The organism is Mesorhizobium sp. WSM2240 (genome assembly GCF_040438645.1).
In the GTDB taxonomy this organism is placed as follows: domain Bacteria; phylum Pseudomonadota; class Alphaproteobacteria; order Rhizobiales; family Rhizobiaceae; genus Allomesorhizobium.
Map to the genome: position 1 here is coordinate 4,897,480 of NZ_CP159253.1, position 23,914 is coordinate 4,921,393.

The 23,914-nt window shown below is 63.2% G+C and carries 20 protein-coding genes and 1 tRNA gene; 15 read left to right on the plus strand and 6 right to left on the minus strand.

Going from position 1 to position 23,914, the window contains the following annotated elements; all coding sequences use genetic code 11:
- Positions 1–2 precede the first annotated feature (2 nt).
- Positions 3–722, plus strand: a complete 720-nt coding sequence (locus tag ABVK50_RS24330) for a glutamine amidotransferase (RefSeq protein WP_353644142.1) — start codon at positions 3–5, stop codon at positions 720–722.
- A gap of 14 nt (positions 723–736) precedes the next feature.
- On the opposite strand, the gene ABVK50_RS24335 is transcribed toward ABVK50_RS24330, so the two are convergent.
- Positions 737–1,978 carry an MFS transporter gene (locus ABVK50_RS24335; RefSeq protein WP_353644141.1) on the minus strand — a complete coding sequence of 414 codons (1,242 nt, stop codon included), beginning with the start codon at positions 1,976–1,978 and terminating at the stop codon, positions 737–739.
- A 297-nt stretch (positions 1,979–2,275) separates the two neighbouring features.
- Between ABVK50_RS24335 and ABVK50_RS24340 the strand changes: the two genes are divergently transcribed.
- Positions 2,276–2,518, plus strand: a complete 243-nt coding sequence (locus ABVK50_RS24340; RefSeq protein WP_353646976.1) for a hypothetical protein — start codon at positions 2,276–2,278, stop codon at positions 2,516–2,518.
- A 73-nt stretch (positions 2,519–2,591) separates the two neighbouring features.
- On the opposite strand, the gene ABVK50_RS24345 is transcribed toward ABVK50_RS24340, so the two are convergent.
- Positions 2,592–2,667 (minus strand) — tRNA-Ala (locus tag ABVK50_RS24345).
- Positions 2,668–2,807: 140 nt separating this feature from the next.
- Here ABVK50_RS24345 and ABVK50_RS24350 point away from each other — a divergent pair.
- Entirely contained in the window at positions 2,808–3,098 is a 291-nt protein-coding gene (locus ABVK50_RS24350) for a YggT family protein (protein WP_353644140.1), read from the plus strand.
- 9 nt (positions 3,099–3,107) lie between these two features.
- On the plus strand, positions 3,108–3,437 hold the full coding sequence (locus tag ABVK50_RS24355) for a DUF167 family protein (protein WP_353644139.1): 330 nt from the start codon (positions 3,108–3,110) through the stop codon (positions 3,435–3,437).
- A 21-nt stretch (positions 3,438–3,458) separates the two neighbouring features.
- Here ABVK50_RS24355 and ABVK50_RS24360 read toward each other — a convergent pair whose 3' ends face one another.
- Entirely contained in the window at positions 3,459–5,114 is a 1,656-nt protein-coding gene (locus tag ABVK50_RS24360; protein ID WP_353644138.1) for an FAD-binding dehydrogenase, read from the minus strand.
- Between the two features lie 135 nt (positions 5,115–5,249).
- Between ABVK50_RS24360 and purH the strand changes: the two genes are divergently transcribed.
- Entirely contained in the window at positions 5,250–6,866 is a 1,617-nt protein-coding gene (gene purH / locus ABVK50_RS24365; RefSeq protein ID WP_353644137.1) for a bifunctional phosphoribosylaminoimidazolecarboxamide formyltransferase/IMP cyclohydrolase, read from the plus strand.
- 108 nt (positions 6,867–6,974) lie between these two features.
- Here purH and ABVK50_RS24370 read toward each other — a convergent pair whose 3' ends face one another.
- Both ABVK50_RS24370 and ABVK50_RS24375 read right to left on the minus strand, forming a co-directional pair.
- Positions 6,975–8,375, minus strand: a complete 1,401-nt coding sequence (locus ABVK50_RS24370) for an MFS transporter (RefSeq protein WP_353644136.1) — start codon at positions 8,373–8,375, stop codon at positions 6,975–6,977.
- Positions 8,376–8,401: 26 nt separating this feature from the next.
- A complete protein-coding gene (locus ABVK50_RS24375; RefSeq protein WP_353644135.1) occupies positions 8,402–13,189 on the minus strand; it encodes an NAD-glutamate dehydrogenase in 4,788 nt (1,595 codons plus the stop codon).
- 117 nt (positions 13,190–13,306) lie between these two features.
- Here ABVK50_RS24375 and ABVK50_RS24380 point away from each other — a divergent pair, with 117 nt between their 5' ends.
- The 9 genes from ABVK50_RS24380 (at position 13,307) to ABVK50_RS24420 (ending at position 21,489) form a co-directional block, all read left to right on the plus strand.
- Positions 13,307–13,870: a peroxidase-related enzyme gene (locus tag ABVK50_RS24380; protein WP_353644134.1), complete on the plus strand. Its 564-nt coding sequence runs from the start codon at positions 13,307–13,309 to the stop codon at positions 13,868–13,870.
- A 149-nt stretch (positions 13,871–14,019) separates the two neighbouring features.
- A complete protein-coding gene (glmM, locus tag ABVK50_RS24385; RefSeq protein WP_353644133.1) occupies positions 14,020–15,372 on the plus strand; it encodes a phosphoglucosamine mutase in 1,353 nt (450 codons plus the stop codon).
- Positions 15,373–15,565: 193 nt separating this feature from the next.
- Positions 15,566–16,345 carry an outer membrane beta-barrel protein gene (locus ABVK50_RS24390; RefSeq protein ID WP_353644132.1) on the plus strand — a complete coding sequence of 260 codons (780 nt, stop codon included), beginning with the start codon at positions 15,566–15,568 and terminating at the stop codon, positions 16,343–16,345.
- A gap of 179 nt (positions 16,346–16,524) precedes the next feature.
- Positions 16,525–17,382, plus strand: a complete 858-nt coding sequence (locus ABVK50_RS24395; RefSeq protein WP_353644131.1) for an outer membrane protein — start codon at positions 16,525–16,527, stop codon at positions 17,380–17,382.
- A gap of 168 nt (positions 17,383–17,550) precedes the next feature.
- Positions 17,551–18,726: a phosphoserine transaminase gene (locus ABVK50_RS24400; protein WP_353644130.1), complete on the plus strand. Its 1,176-nt coding sequence runs from the start codon at positions 17,551–17,553 to the stop codon at positions 18,724–18,726.
- Between the two features lie 30 nt (positions 18,727–18,756).
- The gene (gene alaE / locus ABVK50_RS24405; RefSeq protein WP_353644129.1) at positions 18,757–19,209 is read left to right on the plus strand and encodes an L-alanine exporter AlaE; all 453 of its coding nucleotides are present in this window, start codon (positions 18,757–18,759) and stop codon (positions 19,207–19,209) included.
- A 92-nt stretch (positions 19,210–19,301) separates the two neighbouring features.
- Entirely contained in the window at positions 19,302–20,903 is a 1,602-nt protein-coding gene (gene serA / locus ABVK50_RS24410) for a phosphoglycerate dehydrogenase (protein WP_353644128.1), read from the plus strand.
- Between the two features lie 88 nt (positions 20,904–20,991).
- Positions 20,992–21,219: a DUF1902 domain-containing protein gene (locus tag ABVK50_RS24415; protein WP_353646977.1), complete on the plus strand. Its 228-nt coding sequence runs from the start codon at positions 20,992–20,994 to the stop codon at positions 21,217–21,219.
- Between the two features lie 75 nt (positions 21,220–21,294).
- Complete coding sequence (locus tag ABVK50_RS24420) at positions 21,295–21,489, plus strand: type II toxin-antitoxin system HicA family toxin (protein WP_353644126.1); 195 nt, start codon at positions 21,295–21,297, stop codon at positions 21,487–21,489.
- On the opposite strand, the gene ABVK50_RS24425 is transcribed toward ABVK50_RS24420, so the two are convergent.
- Complete coding sequence (locus tag ABVK50_RS24425) at positions 21,490–22,380, minus strand: DMT family transporter (RefSeq protein ID WP_353644125.1); 891 nt, start codon at positions 22,378–22,380, stop codon at positions 21,490–21,492.
- A 197-nt stretch (positions 22,381–22,577) separates the two neighbouring features.
- Between ABVK50_RS24425 and ABVK50_RS24430 the strand changes: the two genes are divergently transcribed.
- Positions 22,578–23,876: an adenylosuccinate synthase gene (locus tag ABVK50_RS24430; protein ID WP_353644124.1), complete on the plus strand. Its 1,299-nt coding sequence runs from the start codon at positions 22,578–22,580 to the stop codon at positions 23,874–23,876.
- Positions 23,877–23,914: the final 38 nt, after the last annotated feature.

Consider the following 23,914-nt stretch of genomic DNA (forward strand, 5'->3'; position numbering starts at 1 on the left):
TCATGCCGCGAGTGGCGACGCGGGCCGCCAGGCCGAAAATTCTGATCGTGCTGCACCAGGAAACCTCGAGCCCCGGCCGCGTCGGCCACCTGCTTCTGGAAAACGGCTTCGATCTCGACATCAGGCGGCCACCGCTCGGCGACGAATTGCCCGAGACGCTCGACCATCACGCCGGCGCGGTTGTGTTCGGCGGACCGATGAGCGCCAATGATCACGACGATTTCGTCAAGCGCGAGACCGAATGGCTCGCCGTCCCGTTGAAGGAAAACCGCCCGTTTCTCGGCATCTGCCTTGGCGCGCAGATGCTGGTCAACCATCTCGGCGGCAAGGTCGAGGGCCATGGCGAAGGGCTGGTCGAGATCGGCTGGTATCCGCTGAAGCCGACCGAGGAAGGCAAGCAGCTGATGCACTGGCCCGAAATGGTCTACCAGTTCCATCGCGAAGGGTTTTCGCTGCCGTCCGGCGCGACACTACTGGCGACCGCCGAGATCTATCCGAACCAAGCCTTCCGCTATGGCGACAATGCCTGGGGCATCCAGTTTCATGCCGAACTGACGCGTGTGATGATGCACCGCTGGGTGGTGCGCGGGGCGCATCGGTTCGTACTGCCCGGCGCCCAGCCGGGCCGCGACCATCTCGGCGGCAGGCTGATCTGGGACATGCATCTGAAGCGCTGGCTCACCGAGTTTCTGGAGATGATCTTCGGCAATCCCGAACGCTGAGCCGTCCGGCGGCTTCAGTGCCGTCCTTCTAGATGGCGCACTTTGCGCAGTTCCGGAAACAGGAAGGCCCAGAGACCTGCCACCACGACCGCGCCGACCCCGCCGAACACCACGGCGGGCACGGTGCCGATCAGCGCCGCCATCGTGCCGGCGCGGAATTCGCCGAGTTCGTTGGATGCGCCGACGAACACCCCGTTGACGGCATTGACGCGGCCGCGCACCTCGTCGGGCGTCCAGAGCTGGATCAGCGTCTCGCGCACATAGACGCTGACCATGTCGGTCGCGCCAATCATCGCCAACGCGAAGATCGACAGCCAAGGCACCGTCGATACGCCGAATACGGCGGTGAACACGCCGAACATGGCGACGAAGAAGAACATGATCCGCCCCGCATGGTCTCTGAGCGGGTGTCCCGCCAGCCAGATGGCGACGAAGATCGCGCCGATGCCGGGCGCCGCGCGCAACAGGCCGAGACCCCAAGGGCCGAGTTCGAGGATGTCGCGGGCATAGACTGGAAGCAGCGCCACTGCTCCCGACAGAAGCACCGCGAACAGGTCGAGCGAGATCGCGCCGAGCACGATCTTTTCGCTCCAGATGTAGCGGAAGCCGGCAAACAGCGTGTCGAGGGTCGGCTTGTCGGTTTCGGTGCGCTGGGCCGGCTTCGGGATCGAGATAACCAGCAGGCTCGAGACCAGCATGAGCACCGCAGCCGTTCCATAGGCCGCTTCGGGTGAAACGCCATAGAGCAGGCCGCCCGCGACCGGACCGACGATCGTCGCCATCTGCCAGGCCGACGAATTCCAGGCGACAGCGTTGGCGAAATCGTCCGCCGGCACCAGATTGGCCACCAGCGAGGCCGACGCCGGCCCGAAGAAGGCGCGGGCGATCCCGAACGCCGCCAGCACCGCGAAAATGGGGATCGGGCCTGCAAGTCCGCGGATCGCCAGGACGAGAAGCGCCAGCGCGCAGAGCGCCTCGAGAAGGGCCGCCAGCGCCATGATCAGCCGCCGCCCGAACCGGTCGGCGACGACGCCGGTGATCAGGACAAGAAGCAGAGATGGCGCGAACTGAATGACGCCGACCAGACCGAGATCGAACGGATTGCGCGTCAGGTCGTAAATCTGCCAGCCGACTGCCACCGAGACGATCTGGGTGGAGAAGGTCGCGAGGAACCGCGCTGCCCAGAAGCGCAGGAAGGAGCCGTGGCGAAAGGCGGCATAGCGCTGGTCGACTGCGGTCTCGGCTTCTGAACTCATCTCGGCGCTTCATTCATGGCCGTCAGGCATCGACTCCAGATAGCCGAAGCGCAGTGCCTTAGCGCAGTTTCGGCACGCTTGCGCCAGCTTATCGGCGCTGGCCCAAGAAATTTTTGCATTCAGCGGCTGCATCGGCAGGACGCAGGATTTCCTGATTGCGAAACCGATCCCCGGCCGGTCCACCTGGGCCCGCCGGCAAGCGGCAGCGCCAGAGGCCACGCGGGGGCGGCGAAAAAATGGACGAAAAGCCTCTCATGTGAGAAACTTCACATACGCGCTACAACTGCGGTTGCACAAATGGCGATCGGGTTAAAGGGGGTGAACATGTGGATTCGGCTGACGCGCGCTGACGGAAATCCGATCACGGTCAACACCGACTACCTGGTTTCAATCCAGGACCACGGAGACCGCACATTGATCGTGCATACCTGCGGCGAGTTGCTTGTCCTGGAAAGCCAGTTGGCGCTTTTCGAGGCACTGCGCCTCCAGCCGATCGATCGCGACGGCCCCAAGCGGGACCGTCGCGCGGAACTTCACTGAATCGCAAAGCAATCCGACCGCGAACAACCGATCCGCGTTGCAATGCCTGAACTATGGTGAAAATTCGATCCGCTGGTGGAGCTGAGGAGGATCGAACTCCTGACCTCGTCATTGCGAACGACGCGCTCTCCCAGCTGAGCTACAGCCCCGTCCAGCGGATGGGCCGTATTTATGTGCGGCGCCCCCATACTGTCAAGCAAAGAGCGGGCGCGATTCGACGCTCCGGCAACCAGCACTTGCCGCGTCGCCGGCCAGTGGCTACATGTCGCCAATTCAATGGGAGAACGGCATGATCGCCCTCATTCAGACTGTGGTTCTGGCGCTGGACATTTACTGGTGGCTTCTCATCGCTTCGGCGGTTTTCTCATGGCTCTACGCTTTCAACGTCGTCAATTCCCGTAACCAGTTCGTCGGCACGATCGGCAACTTCCTGTTCCGCATCACGGAGCCGGTGCTGGCGCCGGTCCGTCGCTTTCTACCCGATCTCGGTGGTATCGATATTTCGCCGATCATCGTGCTCTTGATCATCTTCTTCATCCGCCAGTTCCTGCTGACCACGGTTGCGCCGCTCGTCATCTGAGCTTGCCCGGTGGCCGGCTTCTGGCGTGTGCGCGACGACGGGATCGACATCCACGTCCGGCTGACGCCGCGTGCTTCGAAAGACGCCATCGAAGGCATCGAGGAAAAAATGGACGGACGCGCGCATCTCAATGCGCGCGTCCGCGCCGTCCCTGAAAAGAGCGCGGCAAACGCGGCTCTGGAGAAGCTGGTGGCCTCGCTCATGGGCGTTCCAGCGAGCAGCGTATCGGTTGTTTCGGGCGCGACATCGCGCCTGAAGACGGTGCGGATCGCCGGCGAAGCGAGGGAACTCGCGGCGCAGCTGAAGAAGCTCGTGGACACCGGCAAAGCCGGAGATTGAGCGGACGATTAACGCCGGCGGCTAGTTTGAGCCAGCATGCCTGCCCGCATTGCGCCCGGAAAAGATGCAGCCGCCGAGGAATGTGCCTTCGAGCGCGTTGTAGCCGTGATACCCGCCGCCGCCGAAGCCGGCCACTTCGCCCGCGGCGTAGAGGCCGGGGATCGGCTCGCCCGCCGCATCCAGGACCTGCGAATTGAGGTTGGTGTGCAGCCCGCCCAGAGTCTTGCGGGTGAGGATGTGCAGGCGAACGGCGATAAGCGGGCCGTTTTCAGGATCGAGTATCCGGTGCGGTCTGGCCGTGCGGATCAGCCTGTCGCCGAGATAGTTGCGCGCGCCATGGATGGCGGTGACCTGCGCATCCTTGGAGAACGGATTTTCCACCTCGCGGTCGCGCGCCTCGATCTGGGCCAGCAGCCGGTCGTGATCGATCAGGCCTTCGCCGGCCAGCGCATTCATGCCGGCGACCAGTTCGCGCAGATTGCTTTTGACGATGAAATCCTCGCCCTTTTCCTTGAACGCCTCGACCGGCGGCGGCGCGCCCACGCCGCGCCGGCTCTTCAGCACCGCGCGCCATGACTTGGAGGTAAAGTCCGGATTCTGCTCCGAGCCGGACAAGGCAAATTCCTTCTTGACGATCTTCTGCGTCAGCACGAACCAGGAATAGTCGTGGCCGGTCGAAAGGATGTGTTTCAGCGTCGACAGCGTGTCGAAGCCGGGCATGCATGGCGCGGGCAGCCGGTTGCCGGTCGCGTCGAACCACAGCGAGGACGGCCCGGGCAGGATGCGGATGCCGTGGTTCGGCCAGATCGGCGCCCAGTTCCTTACGCCTTCCGTGTAGTGCCACATGCGGTCGGCATTGATGACCGCGCCGCCGGCCGCCTGCGTGATCGCCACCATACGGCCGTCGACATGGTGCGGCACGCCGGCGACCATGCTTCTGGGCGGCGGCCCGAGCCGATTCGCCGGCCAGTTCTTTCTGACCAGGTCGAAATTGCCGCCGATGCCGCCGGAGGTCACGACGACCGCGCCCGTGTGAAATTCGAAATCGCCGATTGCCTCGCGCCCGGATTGCTGGCCGCGCTCGACGGTCGATGGCTCGAGCTCCTCGCCTGCAACGCCCGTCACCGCGCCGTTTGTCTTGACCAATCGGCTCGCCCGATGGCGGAATTTCAGTTCGATCTTTCCCTGGGAAACGTGCTCGCGCACGCGCCGGACGAACGGCTCGAGCACGCCCGGTCCCGTGCCCCAGGTGATATGAAAACGCGGCACCGAATTGCCGTGGCCATGCGCGTGGCCGCCGCCTCGCTCGGCCCAGCCGACCACCGGAAACCAGCGCATGCCTTGCTGATGGAGCCACGCCCGCATCTCGCCGGCGGCGAAATCGACATAGGCTTCCGCCACTTTGCGCGGCCAGAAATCCTCGTCGCGATCGAACTGCGCCGAGCCCAGCCAGTCCTGCATCGCCAGATCGCGGCTGTCCCTTATGCGCAGCCGCCGCTGTTCCGGGCTGTCGACGAAGAACAGCCCGCCAAGCGACCAGAAGGCCTGGCCGCCGAGCGAGTTTTCGCCTTCCTGTTCGAGAATGATGACCCGCTTGCCGGCATCGGCAAGCTCGGCCGCCGCGACCAGCCCGGCGAGACCTCCGCCCACGATGATCGCGTCGGCATGTTCGGCCATGGTATCCCTCCCCGTGTGGTTGCAGTGTTGGCCGAGGGCAGGTGAGCGATCAAGGAAAATGTCGGTCTTCTTGTCCCGGCAGGCTTGTGGTGCTACGGCCCCGCCACAGCGCTTTCGATCCGAAAGGACTCCGCCATGGCCGTCACCTCGAAGAAAATCCCCGCTCCCGATCTCGTGCCGGTCCGGCGAGCGCTGCTGTCGGTTTCGGACAAGACCGGGCTGGTCGATTTCGCCGCCGCCCTGGCGCATTCAGGTATCGAGCTGGTCTCCACCGGCGGCACTGCCAAGGCCATCGCCGACGCCGGCATTGCGGTGCGCGACGTTTCCGATCTCACCGGCTTTCCCGAAATCATGGACGGGCGCGTAAAAACGCTGCATCCGGCCGTGCACGGCGCATTGCTCGGCATACGCGACGATCCCGAGCATCAGGACGCAATGCGCGAACACGGCATCGAGCCGATCGACCTCGTCGTTGTCAATCTCTATCCATTCGAGGATGTCCGCCGTTCCGGCGCCGACTATGCCTCGATCGTCGAGAATATCGACATTGGCGGCCCGGCCATGGTCCGCGCCTCGGCGAAGAACCACGCCTATGTCGCGATAGTCACCGATCCGGAGGACTATGCCCCTCTCCTCAACGCGCTGGAGATGAACATAGGCAACCTGTCGCTGGAATTCCGCCAGAAGCTCGCCGCCAAGGCCTTTGCCCGCACCGCCGCCTATGACGCCGCGATCTCGGCCTGGTTCGCCGAAGCTCTGGAAATCGAGAACCCGGCCTGGCGCGCCTTTGGCGGAAAGCTCGAAAGCGTCATGCGCTACGGCGAGAACCCTCACCAGCAGGCTGGCTTTTATCTGACCGGCGACCGCCGTCCGGGTGTCGCCACGGCGCGCCAGCTGCAAGGCAAGCAGCTCTCCTACAACAACATCAACGACACCGACGCCGCCTTCGAACTTGTCGGCGAATTCGATGCTTCGCGCTCGGCAGCGGTCGCTATCATCAAACACGCCAATCCCTGCGGCGTGGCGGAAGCAAAGTCGCTGAAGGAAGCCTATCTGAAGGCGCTGGCCTGCGACCCGGTCTCGGCCTTCGGCGGCATCGTCGCGATGAACCGCACCCTCGACGCCGAGGCCGCCGAGGAGATCGTGAAAACCTTCACCGAGGTCATCATCGCGCCTGACGCCAGCCATGACGCGCAAGCGATCGTTGCGCCGAAGAAGAACCTGAGGCTGCTGATCGCGGGCGGATTGCCTGATCCGCTCGCCGCCGGCCTTTCGGTGAAATCCGTCGCCGGCGGCCTGCTGGTCCAGGGCAGGGACAACGCGGTGGTCGTGGCCCGCGATTTGAAGGTCGTCACCAAGCGGACGCCCTCGCCGGTCGAACTGGCCGATCTGCAATTCGCCTTCCGTGTCGCCAAGCACGTCAAGTCAAACGCTATCGTCTATGCGAAGGACGGCGCGACGGTCGGCATCGGCGCCGGCCAGATGAGCCGGGTCGATTCCTCGCGCATCGCAGCGCGCAAGGCGCTCGACGCCGCTGAAGCCGCGAGCCTGGCGGAACCTTTGACCAAAGGCTCGGTCGTCGCTTCCGACGCGTTCTTCCCCTTTGCCGACGGGCTCTTATCGGCGATTGAGGCCGGCGCCACCGCGGTCATCCAACCCGGCGGCTCGATGCGCGACGACGATGTCATCGCCGCCGCCGACGAGCACAACATCGCCATGGTCTTCACCGGCGTCAGGCATTTCCGGCATTGATCCCGGCTCCCCTTGCGGGGAGGGTGGCCCGAAGGGGCCGGGTCCTCCCTCCCGAAGGAGGATTTCTACTCGTATGTGACAGTCCTCCCGTAAACGGGGAGGAAAAGATCACACCTGTGCCGGCACCTCATACTGCCTGCTCCTGACCCAGGGCAGCAGCACCAGTCCGATCATGAACAGCGCTATGATCGGCGTGACACCGAGGCGCTGCGCGTCCTGACTCGACAGGCCGAGCGCTTCCGACGCGAAGAAGGCGGTCGCGAACGCGATCGCCAGTGGCCCGATGAAGCTGGTCGCGCGGCCCGACAGCGCATAAAGGCCGAATGCTTCCGTCACCTTGTCCTTCTCGACCTGGTCGACCAGCAGCGTGCGCGATGCCGCCTGGATCGAGCCGCCGGCTGCCCCGATGAACGCCCCGGCAACATAGAACATGATATCCGGGACGTTGGTCTGGCTTCCTTCCGCGGCGATGGTCATGAACAGAACGTCGGTGCGGGTCGTCGAGATCACCAGGATACAGCTGACCGTCAGGATGAGGATGGAGCCGCTGACCACTGCTTTCGGTCCGAAAGCCTGATCGGCGCGGCCGCCGAGCCATGCGCCGATAGCCCCGGTCAGATTGGCGAGTATCCCGAATATGCCGATCTGCACGATCGACCAACCGAGCACGCCCGCAGCGTAGATGCCGCCGAAGGAATAGAGCGCGTTGAGCGCGTCGCGGTAGAACATCGACGACATCAGGAAGCTAAAATAGCTGCGCTCGGAGGGCAGGCGGCGCAGCGTCTTGCCGAGCTCGGCAAGGCCACGCCTGACCGCCCTGTCGGCCGCAGGCCTTCTCTTGGCGTCCGGCGTCCACAGAAACATCGGCAAGACGAAGATGACGTACCAGATGGCGGTGAGCGGGCCGGAAGCCCGGTCGCCCTCGCGTGTGGCGGCGTCCAGCCCGAACAGCGGCTCCAGCCCGATCAGCGTCTTGCCGGTGGCCGGCTGTCCGGCGAGGAACCCGAGGACGATGATCAGCGAGACCAGCCCGCCGAGATAGCCGAGCGCCCAGGCCGAGCCCGACAGCCGCCCGAGTTCGGCGCGAGGCACCAGATCGGCCATCATACCGTTGTTGAACACCGCCGCGAACTCCATTCCGACCAGCGCGATCATGATCGCGATCATGATGAGGCCGATGTTCTCCATGCCCGGGACCGCATACCACAGCATCCAGCAGCCGATGACGCCGATGACCGAGAAGCCGAAGATCCACGGCTTGCGCGGACCGGACGCGTCGGCGATCGCGCCGAGCACCGGCGACGAAAAGGCGATCAGCATCCCGCCAATGCCGGCTGCGTAGCCCCAGAGTTCCTGGCCCCGTGCCGCATCCGACGCCACCGCGGAGGCGAAATAGGGCGCGAACACGAATGTTATGATCAGCGTATGGAAAGGCTGCTGCGCCCAGTCGAACAGCATCCAGCCCCATATGCCGCGCCGCGTCGCAGCGTCCCGCTTTCCCTCGACCATTTCTGCTTTTCCTCCGGACCGCCCGGTTATATCCCGGTCAGGTCGCTCATCAGCCCTGCCGCAACCGACAGGCGCGACACCGTGATCTCGCCGCCCTCGGTCAGCGCCTGCAACCTTTCGCGGGTGCGCGCTATCCGCTCTCCGCCGGCTTCGAGCCAGCGTGCGACCGGGTCGTCGACCTTGCCGAACGCCGTCAGCGCCGCCACCGCGATCCCGCGCCGCGCCGCGCCAATCGTGTCGGTGGCCCGCGTGAGCGCCAGTCCGTCATAATAGTCCGGCGGCGAGATGGAGCGAGCGGCCTCCTCGACGCGGGCAATCCGAAACGCCTCGCTTACCGCGAAGAAGGCTCGCGCCGCGGCCAAGATATCGGCCTTAGCCGTCCTGGCGACCAGCGCGATGTCCGGGATAAGCGCCGTCACATCGGTCAGCGCCAGCTTCTCGGCGAGCGTCTCCGGCGCGCCGGCCGAGATGAAGCCCAGCCGGCGCTCGGCGAGCTTCGCCGCCGTGAAGCTCGGCATCAGTGCCTGGAGCTTCGGCTCCAGCGTCTTGCGCGCTTCCTGTAGCTCGCCGATGCGTTGGCTGAGCGGCGCGGTTCCCGCGTCGTTCTTGAGCAACCAGGCGCTCGTATTGTAGATCAGCCGGCCAACGGACTGGTAAAGCTCAAGCTGCACCTGCCCGTCTATCCTGTTGTCGAGCGCGTCGATCTCGGCATACATGGCCGGCAGCGAAAACCCGTCGCGCACCACTGCGAAGGCGCGCACGATATCGTCAGCCGGGCGCCCGGTCATATCCTGCAGCCGGCTGACGAAGGAAGGCCCGCCCCGGTTGATCAGATCGTTGGCGACGACACGCGCTATGATCTCGCGGCGCAGCCTGTGGCCGCGGATCTCGGCCGAATATTTCCTCTCCATCCGGTCGGGGAAATACGCCATCAGGTCGCGCTCGAAATGCGGATCGTCCGGCACCGAACTCGCCACGATGTCCGAAAACAACACGATCTTGGCATAGGCGAGCAGCACGCCGAGCTCGGCCCGCGTCAGCGGCTCGCCGCGCGTCTCGCGCTCCAGAAGCAGGGCTGGCGAAGGCAGCGTCTCGACCGCCCTGTCGAGCAGCCCGCGCACTTCCAGCGCGGCCATGAAGCGTGCCTGGTGCGCCAGGTCGGCCAGCCCCCGCTTGCGCTGCAGCGAAAGCGCCAGTGTCTGCTCGTAATTGTTGGCGAGCACCAGCCGGCCGACTTCCTCCGTCATCTCTGCTAAAAGCTTGTTGCGCGCCGGCCGGCTCAGCGATCCCTTGCGCATGGCCGACGCCAGCGCGATCTTGATGTTGACCTCGACGTCGGACGAATTGACGCCGCCGGAATTGTCGATCGCGTCCGAATTACAAGCGCCGCCGAGCAGACCGAACTCGATGCGGCCGCGCTGGGTCACACCGAGGTTGGCCCCTTCGCCGATCACGCGCGCACCGACTTCCGCCGCCGTCACGCGGATCGCGTCATTGGCGCGGTCGCCGATTTCCTGGTTCGTCTCGCCGGTGGCCTTCACATAGGTGCCGATGCCGCCGAACCAGAGAAGGTCGACATCCGCCTTCAGAATGGCGTTCATGATCTCGGCGGGCGAAACTATATGTTTGTCCATGCCGATCGCCGCAGCGGCCTGGGGCGACAGGGTTACGGATTTCTGCGCCCTCGACACGATGATGCCGCCAGACGAGAGCTTCGACTTGTCGTAGTCCTGCCAGCTCGAGCGCGGCAGGTCGAACACGCGCCTGCGCTCAGCCATCGACACTGCCGGATCCGGATCCGGATCGATGAAGATGTCGCGGTGGTCGAAGGCGGCGATCAACCGCGTCTGCTTGGAAAGCAGCATGCCGTTGCCGAACACGTCGCCCGACATGTCGCCGACGCCGACGACCGTGAAGGGCTGCGCTTGGATATCCCGGTTCATCTCGCGGAAATGCCGCTTCACCGCTTCCCACGCGCCCTTGGCGGTGATGCCCATCTTCTTGTGGTCGTAGCCCGCCGAGCCGCCCGAGGCGAAGGCGTCGTCGAGCCAGAAGTCGTGCGCCTGGCTGATCGCGTTGGCTGTATCGGAGAAGGTGGCAGTGCCCTTGTCGGCGGCCACCACGAAATACGGATCGTCGCTGTCGCGCCTGACCACTCCCTCAGGCGGCACGACCTTGTCGCCGTCGAGGTTGTCGGTAATCGAGAGCAGGCTGGAGACGAAGTTGATGTAGGCACTCTTGCCAGCCTCGAACACGGCCTCGCGGGTTCCGCCGACAGGCGAGCGCTTCGGGAAGAAGCCGCCCTTGGCGCCCACCGGCACGATCACCGCATTCTTGACCTGCTGCGCCTTCACCAGGCCCAGCACTTCGGTGCGGTAATCCTGCGCCCGGTCAGACCAGCGCAGGCCACCGCGCGCCACCGGACCGAACCGCAGATGCACGCCTTCGACTTCCGACCCATAGACGAAGATCTCGCGCCATGGCCGCGGCTCCGGCAGGCCGTCCACCGCCCTCGAATCGAGCTTGATCGCCAGCGACTGCCCTCTTTCCTTCGTTCCGGATACGAAATGATTGGTGCGCAGCGAAGATTCGACGAGGTTGAGATAGCGCCTGATGATCGTGTCGTCGTCGATGTTGGGCACATCCTCCAGCGCATCCTTGATCTTGGCCTTCAGGTGCTTTGCCGTCACAGCGCCGTCTTTTTGCGCTGCCGGATCGAACAGCGCGACGAACATCTGGTAAAGGCCGCGCGCTATCTCGGGATAGCGGTTGAGCACGGCCGCGATGAAGTCCTGGCTTTGCGGTATTCCGGCCTGCTGCAGATAGCGGCCATAGGCGCGCAGGATGATGATCTCGTTCGACCACAGGCCGGCGGTCTGGGCGAGCGCATTGAAGCCGTCATTGTCGGCGTCGCCGCGCCACACCGACAAGAACACGTCCTCGAACAGCTTACCGCCGTCGGAGAGGTCGATCGGCCGTCCGAACACATTCTCCAGTTCCATGTCGTGCACGAACACCAGCCCGGTTTCGCGGTCGCCAACCTCGAAGGTGCGCTCGCTGATGACCCGGAAGCCGATATTCTCCAGCACCGGCACTCGGCGAGACAGCGCCACCGGCGCGCCGAAATGGTAGATCTTCAGCGCCGCCTGCTCCGACCGCTGGTCGGCATGGCGGTAATAGTCGATGGCGATCGGGTTGTCGGCATCGAGCCTGGCGATGCGGCCCGCATCGACCAACGCCTCGGCCGGGGAGAAGCTGCCGCGGTAGCTTTCCGGGAATTTCGCGGCGATCGCGGCCAGACCCGGGCCGGCGCCAGACGCCTCCGTCGCCTCGCGCAGGGCATCCTCCCAGGTGCGGACGATGTCGCGGATCGCCGCCTCGATCGTCTTGGGATCGACCTTCGGGGTCTTTCCTCCGGAGCGGCCTATGATGAAATGTACCCGCGCCAGGCCCCCTTCCGGGAAGGCCGGATAGTAGGCGGACAGCCGCCCCTCGAATACCGTTTTCAGATAATCGCCTATGCGGACGCGCGCCCGGCTGTCGTAGCGGTCGCGCGGCACGAACACCAGGACCGAGACGAAGCGGTCGAACTGGTCGACCCGCACCAGGGCGCGCACACGCGGCCGCTCGACCAGTCCCAGGATCGCCTCGGCATGCTTGCGCAGCGTCGGCACCGTTATCTGGAACAGTTCGTCGCGCGGATAGGATTCCAGCACGTTGATCAGCGCCTTGCCCGAATGATCGCCCGGGTCGAAGCCCGACCTGGCGATTACCGCCTGCGCCTTGGAGCGGAGATAGGGGATCTTCATCACCGAGCGCGTATAGGCGGTCGAGGTGAACAGGCCGACGATGCGCAGTTCGCCCGAAAGCGCGCCCTTCTTGTCGTAAGTCTTGACGCCGATATAGTCGAGATAGATGCGGCGATGGACGGCCGACTTGGCGTTGGCCTTCGTCACGATCAGCGGATCGGGTCCGTGCAGGAAGACGCGGATTTCCGGCGTCGTCGTCGCGCCTTCGATCTCGCGCCGCAGCACCATCACGTCCGGGTCGTGCAATATGCCGAGGCCGGGGCTGGCCGCCCGCTCCAGCGTGCCGCTCTTCTCTCCGCCTTTGTAGCGGAACTCGCGCATGCCGAGGAAAGTGAAATTGTCGTCGCGCAGCCATTCGAGGAAGGCGATAGCCTCCGTCACTGCTTCCTTGTCGAGCGGGATCGGCGCATAGCGGAAGTCCGAGATCGCCTGGTCGAGCCGCGCCAGCATCGGCTTCCAGTCGTTGACCGCCGCGCGAACTTGGCCGAGCACCCGCGCCAGCCGGTCGTGCAAGCCTTTCGCCTCATCGTTGGAAAGCCTGCCGATGTGGACGTGAATGACGCTGAGCCTGTCGGCGCCGTGATCCTTGGCCGAACCGCCGTCTCCGACGATTTCCTCGACGCCGTGCTTGCCGTGCCTGACCACGATGACCGGATGGGTTACCAGCGCCGGCTCGCCGGCGGTCTCCGTGATCTCGCCCAGCACCGAGTCGAACAGGAACGGCATGTTGTCGTTCACGACGGTTATGACGGTGATCGGCCGCCCGTCGCGCACGACGCCTGCCCCGCTGTCGATGGCGATGACACTTTCGCCCTTGCGATGCTTCGTAACCGCGCGATACGCAAGCTCGGCCGCCTTTGCGAGCATCTCGGGCTCATAAGCGGCGACGTCTTCTGCGGGGGTGCGGGCCAGCAGGTAGTCCGCCAGTTGTGACGGGCCGTCGCTTGCTTTTGGGAGTGAGTGAGGTTTTCTGGCTACCGCTTTGGACTTGGCGCTGGGTGCCATGATGCTTAAACCTCCCCCGGTCCCATGCTTTTGCGGCTATCGTAGCAGATCAACCGCATTTGGCGACACGGGCATAGATGCAAAATGCGAACTTCGCATGAAAGGGAGATGACAGCCATGAACGGACGCATCCATGCACTGGACCTGCCCGCCGCCGAATTGAGTGAGGCGACGAAGGCCTATTTCGTCAAATGCGAAGAGAAGCTCGGGCTGGTACCCAACGTGCTGCTCTCCTATGCTTTCGACGAGAAGAAGCTGCGCGCCTTCACCGATACCTACAACGATCTGATGCTCGGCGATTCCGGCCTTTCGAAGCTCGAGCGCGAGATGATCGCGGTCGTCGTCTCTTCGATCAACCACTGCTACTACTGCCTTACAGCGCATGGCGCGGCGGTACGCCAACTGTCCGGCGACCCGGCGCTGGGCGAGATGATGGTGATGAATTATCGCGCGGCAGATCTTTCGCCGCGCCAAAAGGCGATGCTGGATTTTTCCGCCAAACTCACGGAACACCCGGCAAAAATCGAGGAAAGCGACCGCGCCGCCTTACGCGAGGCCGGCTTTTCCGACCGCGACATCTGGGATATCGCTTCCACCGCCGCCTTCTTCAACATGTCGAACCGTGTCGCCGCAGCGATCGACATGCGGCCGAATACCGAATACCACAAGATGGCGCGGTGAGAACCTAGCCTGACTGCCAGGCTAGGCGCCGGGAAAGCGAAACCATTTCTAAGCATTCGTAACAGATACTCACACAAAGTGATGTCGGAACGATGTGTTATTGTGTCAAATGAATGACTGCGTAAACACGCGCGGGGAAGTTACGTAAAATGACGAGACGATATTTCGGAACGGATGGGATCCGGGGACGGGCCAACAAATTTCCGATGACAGCCGAGGTTGCGATGAAGGTCGGCATGGCTGCCGGCCTCTCGTTCCAGCGCGGCAACCACCGCCATCGCGTCGTGCTCGGCAAGGACACGCGGCTGTCAGGCTATATGATCGAGAACGCGCTGGTCGCGGGCTTCTGTGCCGCCGGCATGGATGTGTTCCTGCTGGGACCGATCCCGACGCCGGCCGTCGCCATGCTGTCGCGGTCGCTGCGCGCCGATATCGGCGTGATGATCTCGGCCTCGCACAATCCGTATTACGATAACGGCATCAAGCTGTTCGGCCCCGACGGCTACAAGCTGTCGGACGAGATCGAAATGCGCATCGAGGCGCTGCTCGACCAGGATGTCGACATTTCGCTGGCCGACGCCGACGGGCTCGGGCGCGCCAAGCGCGTCGACGGCGTGCATGACCGCTACATCGAGTTCGCCAAGCGTACGTTGCCGCGATCGATGTCGCTGGCCGGCCTGCGCATCGTGATCGATTGCGCCAATGGGGCCGCCTACAAGGTGGCGCCGGCAGCGCTTTGGGAGCTCGGCGCCGAGGTCATCACCATCAACAATGAGCCGAACGGCTTCAATATCAACGAGGAATGCGGTTCGACGCACCCGGTCGGCCTTACCAAGAAGGTGCATGAGGTGCGCGCCGACATCGGCATAGCGCTCGATGGCGACGCCGACCGCATGGTTATCGTCGATGAGAATGGTGAGGTCGTCGACGGCGACCAGATCATGGCGCTGATTGCGGAATCCTGGCACCAGAGCGGTCGTCTGGCCGGCGGCGGCATCGTCGCAACCGTCATGTCCAATCTCGGTCTCGAACGCTTCCTCGGCCAAGCCGGCCTGCAATTGCATCGCACCCAGGTAGGCGACCGCTACGTGGTCGAGCACATGCGCGCTCATGGGCTGAATGTCGGCGGCGAGCAGTCCGGCCATATCGTGCTGTCGGATTTCTCCACCACCGGCGACGGGCTGGTGTCGGCTCTGCAGGTACTTGCCTGCATCAAGCGTCAGAACAAGCCGGTCAGCGAGATCTGCAAAAAGTTCGAACCGGTGCCGCAACTCCTGAAGAACGTACGCTTTGCCGGCGGCAAGCCCCTGGAGGCGCCCCCAGTAAAGGCCGCGATCGAGGATGCGCGCAACCGACTCGGCAAATCCGGCCGCCTGGTTATCCGGCCTTCCGGCACCGAGCCGCTGATCCGGGTCATGGCCGAGGGCGACGACCAGAAGCTGGTCGAGACGGTGGTGAATGACATTGTCGGCATCATCGCCGACATCAAGACCGCCGCCTGACCGAACCTCTTTTTGGCATTAAAAGGCCCGCTGATCGGCGGGCCTTTTCATTTGTGCCTGCCGCAATCAATTGCGCGATCGTGGTTAAGCAACAGGGTTAAGCACGCCTTAACCTTTGCGTTTCATTATCCAAACCCGAGTTCAATCTCTTTCGGGCGCATTCGCGCCGCGAGGATTCGCAGGGGTAGGGAATATGCACGATTTCGCAAAAACAATTCTTGCGGCCATCATCGTGGCCGGGGCGGCGGCGCCCGCAATGGCGGCCGATCTCTATGAACCGCCGATCATCGAAGTGCCCGCGCCGGTCTATGGCGGCTGGTACATTCGCGGCCATATCGGCATGAGCAACCAGCGTTTCGACGGACTGGATTCCAGCCTATACGACAACCCGACCATCTCTGATTTCGGCTGGTACGACGAAGGCGGCTTCGCCTCTGCGCCGCTGTTTGGCGCCGGCATCGGCTACCAGTTCAACGACTATCTGCGCGGCGATCTCACGGTCGAGTATCGCGGCAAGTCCGATTTCGAAGCCCTCGACTGGGTGGATTCCACTGTCACCGGCCTGACCACCAACGATTTCCGCGCCAAAAAATCGGAATGGTTGATTATGGCCAACGCCTATGCCGATCTCGGCACTTTCTACAACGTCACGCCATATCTCGGCGCCGGTATCGGCGCGTCGCGCAACACGATCTCGCATTTCCGTGACGTCAATGTAATCACCGGCGGCGGCGGCTATGCGGACGACGAGTCGGAATGGAATTTGGCCTGGGCGCTGCATGCGGGCCTGGGTATCGAGGCGACCGAAAGGCTGACCCTCGATCTCGGCTACAGCTTCGTCTCACTGGGCGATGCCAAGACCGGGACGTTCCACAATGACGATCCGGACTTCGACCTCGACAATGACGGGTTCCAGTTCAACGACCTCTACTCGCACGACTTCAAGCTCGGCGTGCGCTATGCGCTGAACTAGTGCTCGGCATCACAATCGCAAAAAAGGCTCCTTCGGGAGCCTTTTTTGTTTGATTTCAGGCGGTCGCGGCGCGGAGCCTCAAAATAGCCGTTAACCTTAACCGCCACTTAACCACTATAGTTAACAATGCTTCCGATACGGCGGGCAGGCTTGGGCTTCGCCATTTCGGGAGTGTGGTCATGACCCAGAAATCGCGAATTCTCCTTCTGCTTTCCGCGGCGGCGCTGATGCCGCTCGCGGCGGCCAACGCGGCCGATTACGATCCGCCCATCTTCGTCGAGGAAGCGGCCGAGTTCGTTCCGGTCGAAGTGGGCTCTGGATGGTATTTGAGGGGCGATGTCGGCTACGTATTTTCCATCGATATGGGGCGGGTAGACTACCGGACCTTCGACCCGGTCACCGCAACCTATGGCGGGGCTTCCTTCGACACGTTCGAACTGGATAAGGACTTCACCTGGGGCGCCGGCTTCGGTTACCGCTACAACGACTGGATCCGCGGCGACCTGACCGTTGATGGCTTCCGCGCTGACTTCGACGGGACAACGTCGTCCGGCGGCCCCTGCACTGGCGACCCGATCCTTGCCGGGACGGGCTGCCGCTCGGAAGACTCTTCTTCGGTGTCGGTCGTAAGCATAATGGCCAACGGCTATATCGATCTCGGCACCTATGTACGTGTGACTCCCTATGTGGGCGCTGGCGTCGGCTACAGCTACCTCTCTTGGGACGGCCTCGACAGCAACAATTATTGCGTCGACGGCGTCAGCGCCTGCCCGGCCCCCGGCGGCGCCATCTCCAGCGCGGGCCACGACGGCGAAAAGGACTGGCGCTTCACCTACGCCTTCATGGCCGGCGCCGCCTACGACCTCACTCAGAATCTGAAGCTGGACTTGGGCTACAAGTACCGCCACATCGACGGGGGAGACATGTTCGGTTGGGACGACTTCTCGGACGCCGCCGGCGCCTCGGGCGTTCAGGGTACCGACGACGGCTTTTCGACGCACGAGGTCAAAATCGGCCTGCGCTACGAACTCTGGTAGGCGCAGACTTTCTCGATCAACGCGGCGGGCTTTTGGCCCGCCGTTTTCGTTTGCAGCCTGAATGCGACAAAAACATTTCTCTTGACGTCAGAGGCCGCAGGCAATATCGCCGTCCGTGGGCCACCCCTCCCCAACGAGGGGCTTGCTATCTGGAAGGATAGAACCACGATGACGACTCTTTCAAAGCCGGACTTGCGTCCGGCAAACCCCAATTTCTCCTCAGGTCCCTGCGCCAAACGGCCCGGCTGGTCACTCCAGGCGCTCGGCAATGCCGCGCTCGGCCGCTCCCACCGTGCAAAAATCGGCAAGTCTAAGCTTGAGAACGCCATCGCGCTGACGCGCGAAGTGCTCCAGGTTCCGACCGACTACAGGATCGGCATCGTGCCGGCTTCCGACACCGGCGCGGTCGAAATGGCGCTATGGTCGCTGCTCGGCGAACGGGGCGTCGACATGCTGGCCTGGGAAAGTTTTGGCGCGGGCTGGGTAACCGATGTCGTGAAGCAGCTCCGGCTGCCGGACGTGCGCCTTTTCGAAGCGCCTTACGGCGATTTGCCCGATCTTGCAGCCGTCGATTTCGACCGCGACGTGGTCTTCACCTGGAACGGCACGACCTCGGGCGCACGCGTCCCGAACGGCGACTTCATCCCGGCCGACCGCAAGGGCCTGACCATTTGCGACGCCACCTCGGCCGCATTCGCGCAGCGTCTCGATTTCGCCAAACTCGACGTCGTCACCTTCTCCTGGCAGAAGGTGCTGGGCGGCGAAGGCGCGCATGGCATGCTTATCCTGAGCCCGCGCGCCGTCGAGCGGCTGGAAACCTACAAGCCTGCATGGCCGCTGCCAAAAATCTTTCGGCTTACTTCGGGCGGCAAGCTGATCGAGGGCATCTTCAAGGGCGAGACGATCAACACGCCCTCCATGCTCGCGGTCGAGGACTATCTCGACGCTCTCCAATGGGCCAAATCAATCGGCGGGCTCGATGCATTGATCGCTCGTGCGGATGCCAATGCGGCTGTCATTGCCGACTGGGTTGCCGGCAATCCGGCGGTCGATTTTCTCGCTTCCGCCCCGGACACGCGCTCCAACACCTCGGTCTGCCTGCGCTTCGTCGACCCGGCGGTCGCCGCCCTCGACGATGCCGGCCAGCAGGCATTCGTCAAAGGCTTCACGGGCGCGCTGGAGGCAGAAAAAGTTGCCTACGACATCGCCAGCTACCGTGACGCTCCGCCCGGCCTGCGCATCTGGTGCGGGGCGACCGTCGAGACTTCCGATCTCAAGGCGCTGGCGCCTTGGCTTGACTGGGCATTCGCGCAGCAGAAGGCGGCGTTGAAGACCGCAGCCTGATTGGCGGTTTCACTGCCGGGCGGTGGGGTCATGAAACACTCTCTCAGCGCACGCAACTTCATTGCCGACACACTGGCGCTCGTTCTGTTCTTCACCGTCGCGAGCGGGCTGAACGAGCGATTTATCGCCGGCATGTCCTGGCATGAGGTCTTGGTTTCGCGCTTGATCGGAGCGCCTCTGATGGTCCTAACGGCCCGGCCCTACGGACTCTGGCGGGACTGGGTCCTCGCCAGGACCGGTCCGTCAACGCGACGGGGGACGCTCCTCGCCGACGGGTTCGCCCTGCTGGTGTTCCAGGTGCCGATCTACGCCGCCATCATCGCGGCGGCTGGCGCGGAAGTGCTGGCGATAATCAAAGGCGTGCTCGGCTTCGCGGCCCTCATGCTGCTTCTTGGCCGACCCTACGGCCTGTGGCTCGACTTCATCCGTGGGCTCTTCGGTCTCGAAGGGCCCGGACAGAAACCGATGTCGCTGGGGGGTTGACGTCAACAACCTGGCCAAAGGCCGCTCACGGTCTGCCAATCCACTTTCCATTCAACGGATCAGGGCAATCGCCCCAACATCAGGATACCATCATGGCACCGCGCGTACTCGTCTCAGACAAACTCTCCCCTACCGCCGTTCAGATATTCAAGGATCGCGGCGTCGAGGTCGACTATCTGCCCGACATCGGCAAGGACAAGGAAAAGCTGCTCGAAATTATCGGCCAATATGATGGCCTCGCCATCCGCTCCGCCACCAAGGTCACGGAAAAGCTGATCAATGCGGCGCCGAGGCTGAAGGTGATCGGCCGTGCCGGCATCGGCGTCGACAATGTCGACATACCGGCCGCCAGCCGCAAGGGCATCATCGTGATGAATACGCCCTTCGGCAATTCGATCACCACAGCCGAGCACGCCATCGCCATGATGTTCGCGCTGGCGCGGCAGATCCCGGAGGCCAACGCATCGACCCATGCCGGCAAGTGGGAAAAGAACCGCTTCATGGGCATCGAGATCACCGGAAAGACGCTCGGCATCATTGGCTGCGGCAATATAGGCTCGATCGTCGCCACGCGCGGCGTCGGGCTGAAGATGCACGTCATCGCGTTCGACCCCTTCCTTTCGGAGGACCGCGCTTCCGAACTCGGCGTCGAGAAAGTCGACCTCGATGAGCTGTTCGCCCGCGCGGACTTCATCACGCTACACACGCCGCTGACCGACAAGACCCGGAACATCATCAATGCGGATTCCATCGCCAGGATGAAGAACGGCGTCAGGATCATAAACTGCGCCCGCGGCGGCCTGGTCGTTGAGGCCGACCTGATCGCAGCGCTGAAAAGCGGCAAGGTGGCGGGCGCCGGCATCGACGTGTTCGAAACCGAGCCCGCGATGGAACACCCTCTGTTCGGGATGGAGAATGTCGTCACCACGCCGCATCTCGGCGCCTCAACCACTGAAGCGCAGGAAAACGTGGCGCTGCAGATCGCCGAACAAATGTCGGACTATCTGGTCAAGGGCGCGGTTTCCAACGCCATCAACATGCCTTCGATCACCGCGGAGGAAGCGCCGCGCCTGAAACCCTTCGTCAAGCTGGCCGAGGTTCTGGGCGCTTTTGTCGGCCAGGTGACGGAAGACCCGATCAAGGAGGTGGAGATCCTGTTCGACGGCGTTACCGCCACGATGAATACGCGCGCCCTGATCAGTGCTGCGCTCGCCGGACTGATCCGGCCGCAGGTTTCAGACGTCAACATGGTGTCGGCGCCGATCATGGTGAAGGAGCGGGGGATCATTGTCGCCGAGGTCAAGCGCGACAAATCGGGCGTCTTCGATGGCTACATCAAGCTTACCGTGACGACCGAAAAGCAGACGCGCTCGATCGCGGGAACCTGCTTCTCCGACCACAAGCCGCGCTTCATCCAGATCAAGGGCATCAATCTCGACGCCGAGGTCGGCCAGCACATGCTCTATACGACCAACCCCGACGCACCCGGCATCATTGGCCTGCTCGGAACCATTTGTGGCAACAACAATGTCAACATCGCCAACTTCCAGCTCGGCCGCAACCGGCCCGGCGGCGACGCCATCGCCCTGCTCTATCTCGATGCGCCGTTTCCTGAAAAGGCGCTGGCGGAGCTGCGGGCGAACAAGTCGATCGACTCGGCCAAGCGGCTGCAGTTCGACGTGGGCGGGATGTGATGGCGGTGACGGCGAAAAAGCACGGGCTTCCTGTGAGCTTTTTGTTTTCGGCCTACTGCTGTATCATCCGGCAGTTGGAGGCACCGGGATGAAATTGGTCGTTGACGTACGATGGGACGATGAAGCCTCGATCTGGTACGCCGTTTCCCGTGGAAGGATTGGGCTAGCGACCGAGAGTGAGTCTCTCGATGGTCTGCGTGAGCGTATTTTGCTGGTCTTGCCAGACTTGCTCGATCTGGACGATGTCGCAGACCTCGATGTCGAGCTTGTTGTCCATGGCATTTCCGCCCCGTCCAATCCCATCGCGGCTGAATAGCCCTTGCCGGTAGGTCTACACTGTGGATACGCGCCTATAGTGACGCCATGATTAGTTGCGGCACTTAGGTGATCGATGCAGAACTTTGCTAAGCCGTTGAAGAAATTGCTCACGAGCGCCGGTTGGACGATGCTTCGGCAAGGTAAGGGGGATCACGAAATCTGGCACAATCTTGAGACCGGGCAACGTGTCACAGTGGTGACCTTCCTGAAGTCTCGCCACTTGGCGAACGACATATTGAAGGATGCCGGGCTGCCCAAGGCCTTCTGATCACACCTCTATTTTCCGGCCGCTATGCTCCGCGAGCCAGATGCCGCCGAGCACCATGATCATCGCCAGGGCGTGATAGGCATAAAAATCCTCGCCCAGGAGCAGGATCGACAGCAGCGTGCCGAAGATCGGCACCAGATTGATGAACAGGCCGGCGCGGTTGGCGCCGATCAATTCCACGCCGCGGATGTAGAATATCTGCGCCAGGATCGACGGGAACAGAACCGTATAGACGACGATCGCCCATCCTTGCGCGTCGGGCACGATGGCGTTTGCGGTCCAGAACTCCGCCAACGCGAAGGGAATGCAGGTGACGAAGGCGGTGCCGGTGAGCATGATCATCAGGCTTTGCCAGTGGATCATCGGCCTGAAGCGTAGCGCAACCGTATAGGCGGCATAGACGAGCGCCGCGATCAGCATCAGCGCGTCGCCGAAATTGACGCCGAGGTGCAGCAGCGCGACGGGATCGCCATGGCTCGCCACCACGGCCACGCCGGCCAGCGAAAGGATGAAGCCGACGATCTGCGCCCACGTCACGCGCATGCGAAACAGAAGAAAATTGCCGGCGAAGATCAGCATCGGGATGCCGGCCTGCTCGATCGACGCGTTGATCGCGCTGGTATAGATCAGCGCCGTGTAGAGCGCCATGTTGAAGACGGTGAAGCCGAGCGCTCCGAGCGCCGTCAGATAAACCAGACGCCGGCGCACCTTGCTCCAGTCGGCCCTGAGCCGCGGCCAACCTAAGGCGAGCAGGATAGCCATTGCGAGCCCCCAGCGCAGCGTGGTGAGCAGCATGGGCGAGACATGGCCGACCGCCAGCTTGCCGGCAACGGCATTGCCGCCCCAGAACAGGGTGGTGAGGCCAAGCAACAGATAGGCATTTTTGTTCACGGGGCGGGTCCGAAGGATCAGGCCTGCCGACCTAGGCCCCGCCACCTGTCAAGTAAAGGACGCCAGACGCGGAAAATCTTGTGCCTGCGAGCACTTGGCGCGGCAAAGAATGGTCGCGCTCCGCGCTTCGTGACGTTATAGAGGCCTGTCGTTTCGTGCACTAGCAGCCGCTTTGGCGGCGTCTGAAGGGAATAATCATGGCCAATGTGGTGGTCGTCGGCTCGCAGTGGGGCGACGAAGGCAAGGGCAAGATCGTCGACTGGCTCTCGGAGCGCGCCGATGTGGTCGTGCGCTTCCAGGGTGGCCATAATGCCGGGCACACTCTGGTCGTCGACAGCAAGGTCTACAAGCTATCGCTGCTCCCTTCGGGTATCGTGCGCGAGGGCAAGCTCTCCATCATCGGCAATGGCGTTGTTTTCGATCCGCATGCATTCGTGGCCGAATCGGCGAAGCTGAGGGCTCAAGGCGTCGATGTTACGCCCGAATGCCTGAAAATTGCCGAAAACACCGCGCTTATCCTGTCCTTGCACCGGGAACTCGACGGGTTTCGCGAAGATGCGGCGTCGAATTCGGGCACAAAAATAGGGACAACCCGCAGAGGCATCGGACCGGCCTATGAAGACAAGGTCGGCCGCCGCGCCGTGCGGGTGATGGATTTGGCGGATTTGGACACTCTCCCCCTCAAGGTGGATCGGCTGCTGACGCACCACAATGCACTGCGGCGCGGGCTCGGCCATCCTGAGGTCGCGCATGAGGCGATCATGCAGGAACTGACGTCGGTCGCCGACGACATCCTGCCCTATATGGACCGGGTCTGGAAAATCCTCGACGACAGGCGCCGCGCCGGCGCGCGCATCCTGTTCGAGGGAGCCCAGGGCACACTGCTCGACATCGACCACGGCACCTACCCGTTCGTCACCTCGTCCAATACAGTGGCCGGACAGGCCTCGCCCGGCGCGGGCATTGGTCCCGATTCAATCGGCTATGTGCTCGGCATCACCAAGGCCTACACCACGCGGGTCGGCGAGGGGCCGTTTCCGACCGAGCAGGACAACGAAATCGGCGAGTTCCTGGGCACCAGGGGTCATGAATTCGGCACCGTAACCGGCCGCAAGCGGCGCTGCGGATGGTTTGACGCGGTGCTGGTGCGGCAGGCGGTAGCGGTCAACGGCATCAACGGCATCGCGCTGACCAAGCTCGACGTGCTGGACGGCCTTGACGAGATCAAGGTCTGCACCGGCTACCGCCTCGACGGCGTGCTTATCGACTATCTGCCGGCGAGCCAGGGCGCGCAGGCGCGCGTCGAACCGGTCTATGAAACGCTGGAAGGCTGGAAAGGGACGACCAAGGGCGCGCGCAGCTGGAACGACCTGCCGGCCCAGGCGGTGAAGTATGTCCGCCACATCGAGGAACTGATCGGCGCGCCGGTGGCGCTGCTCTCAACAAGTCCGGAACGGGACGACACGATACTTGTGACCGACCCGTTTCAAGACTAGATTTTGGCCCTTTCCGGGCCTCGCGGCCGTCATGAAGG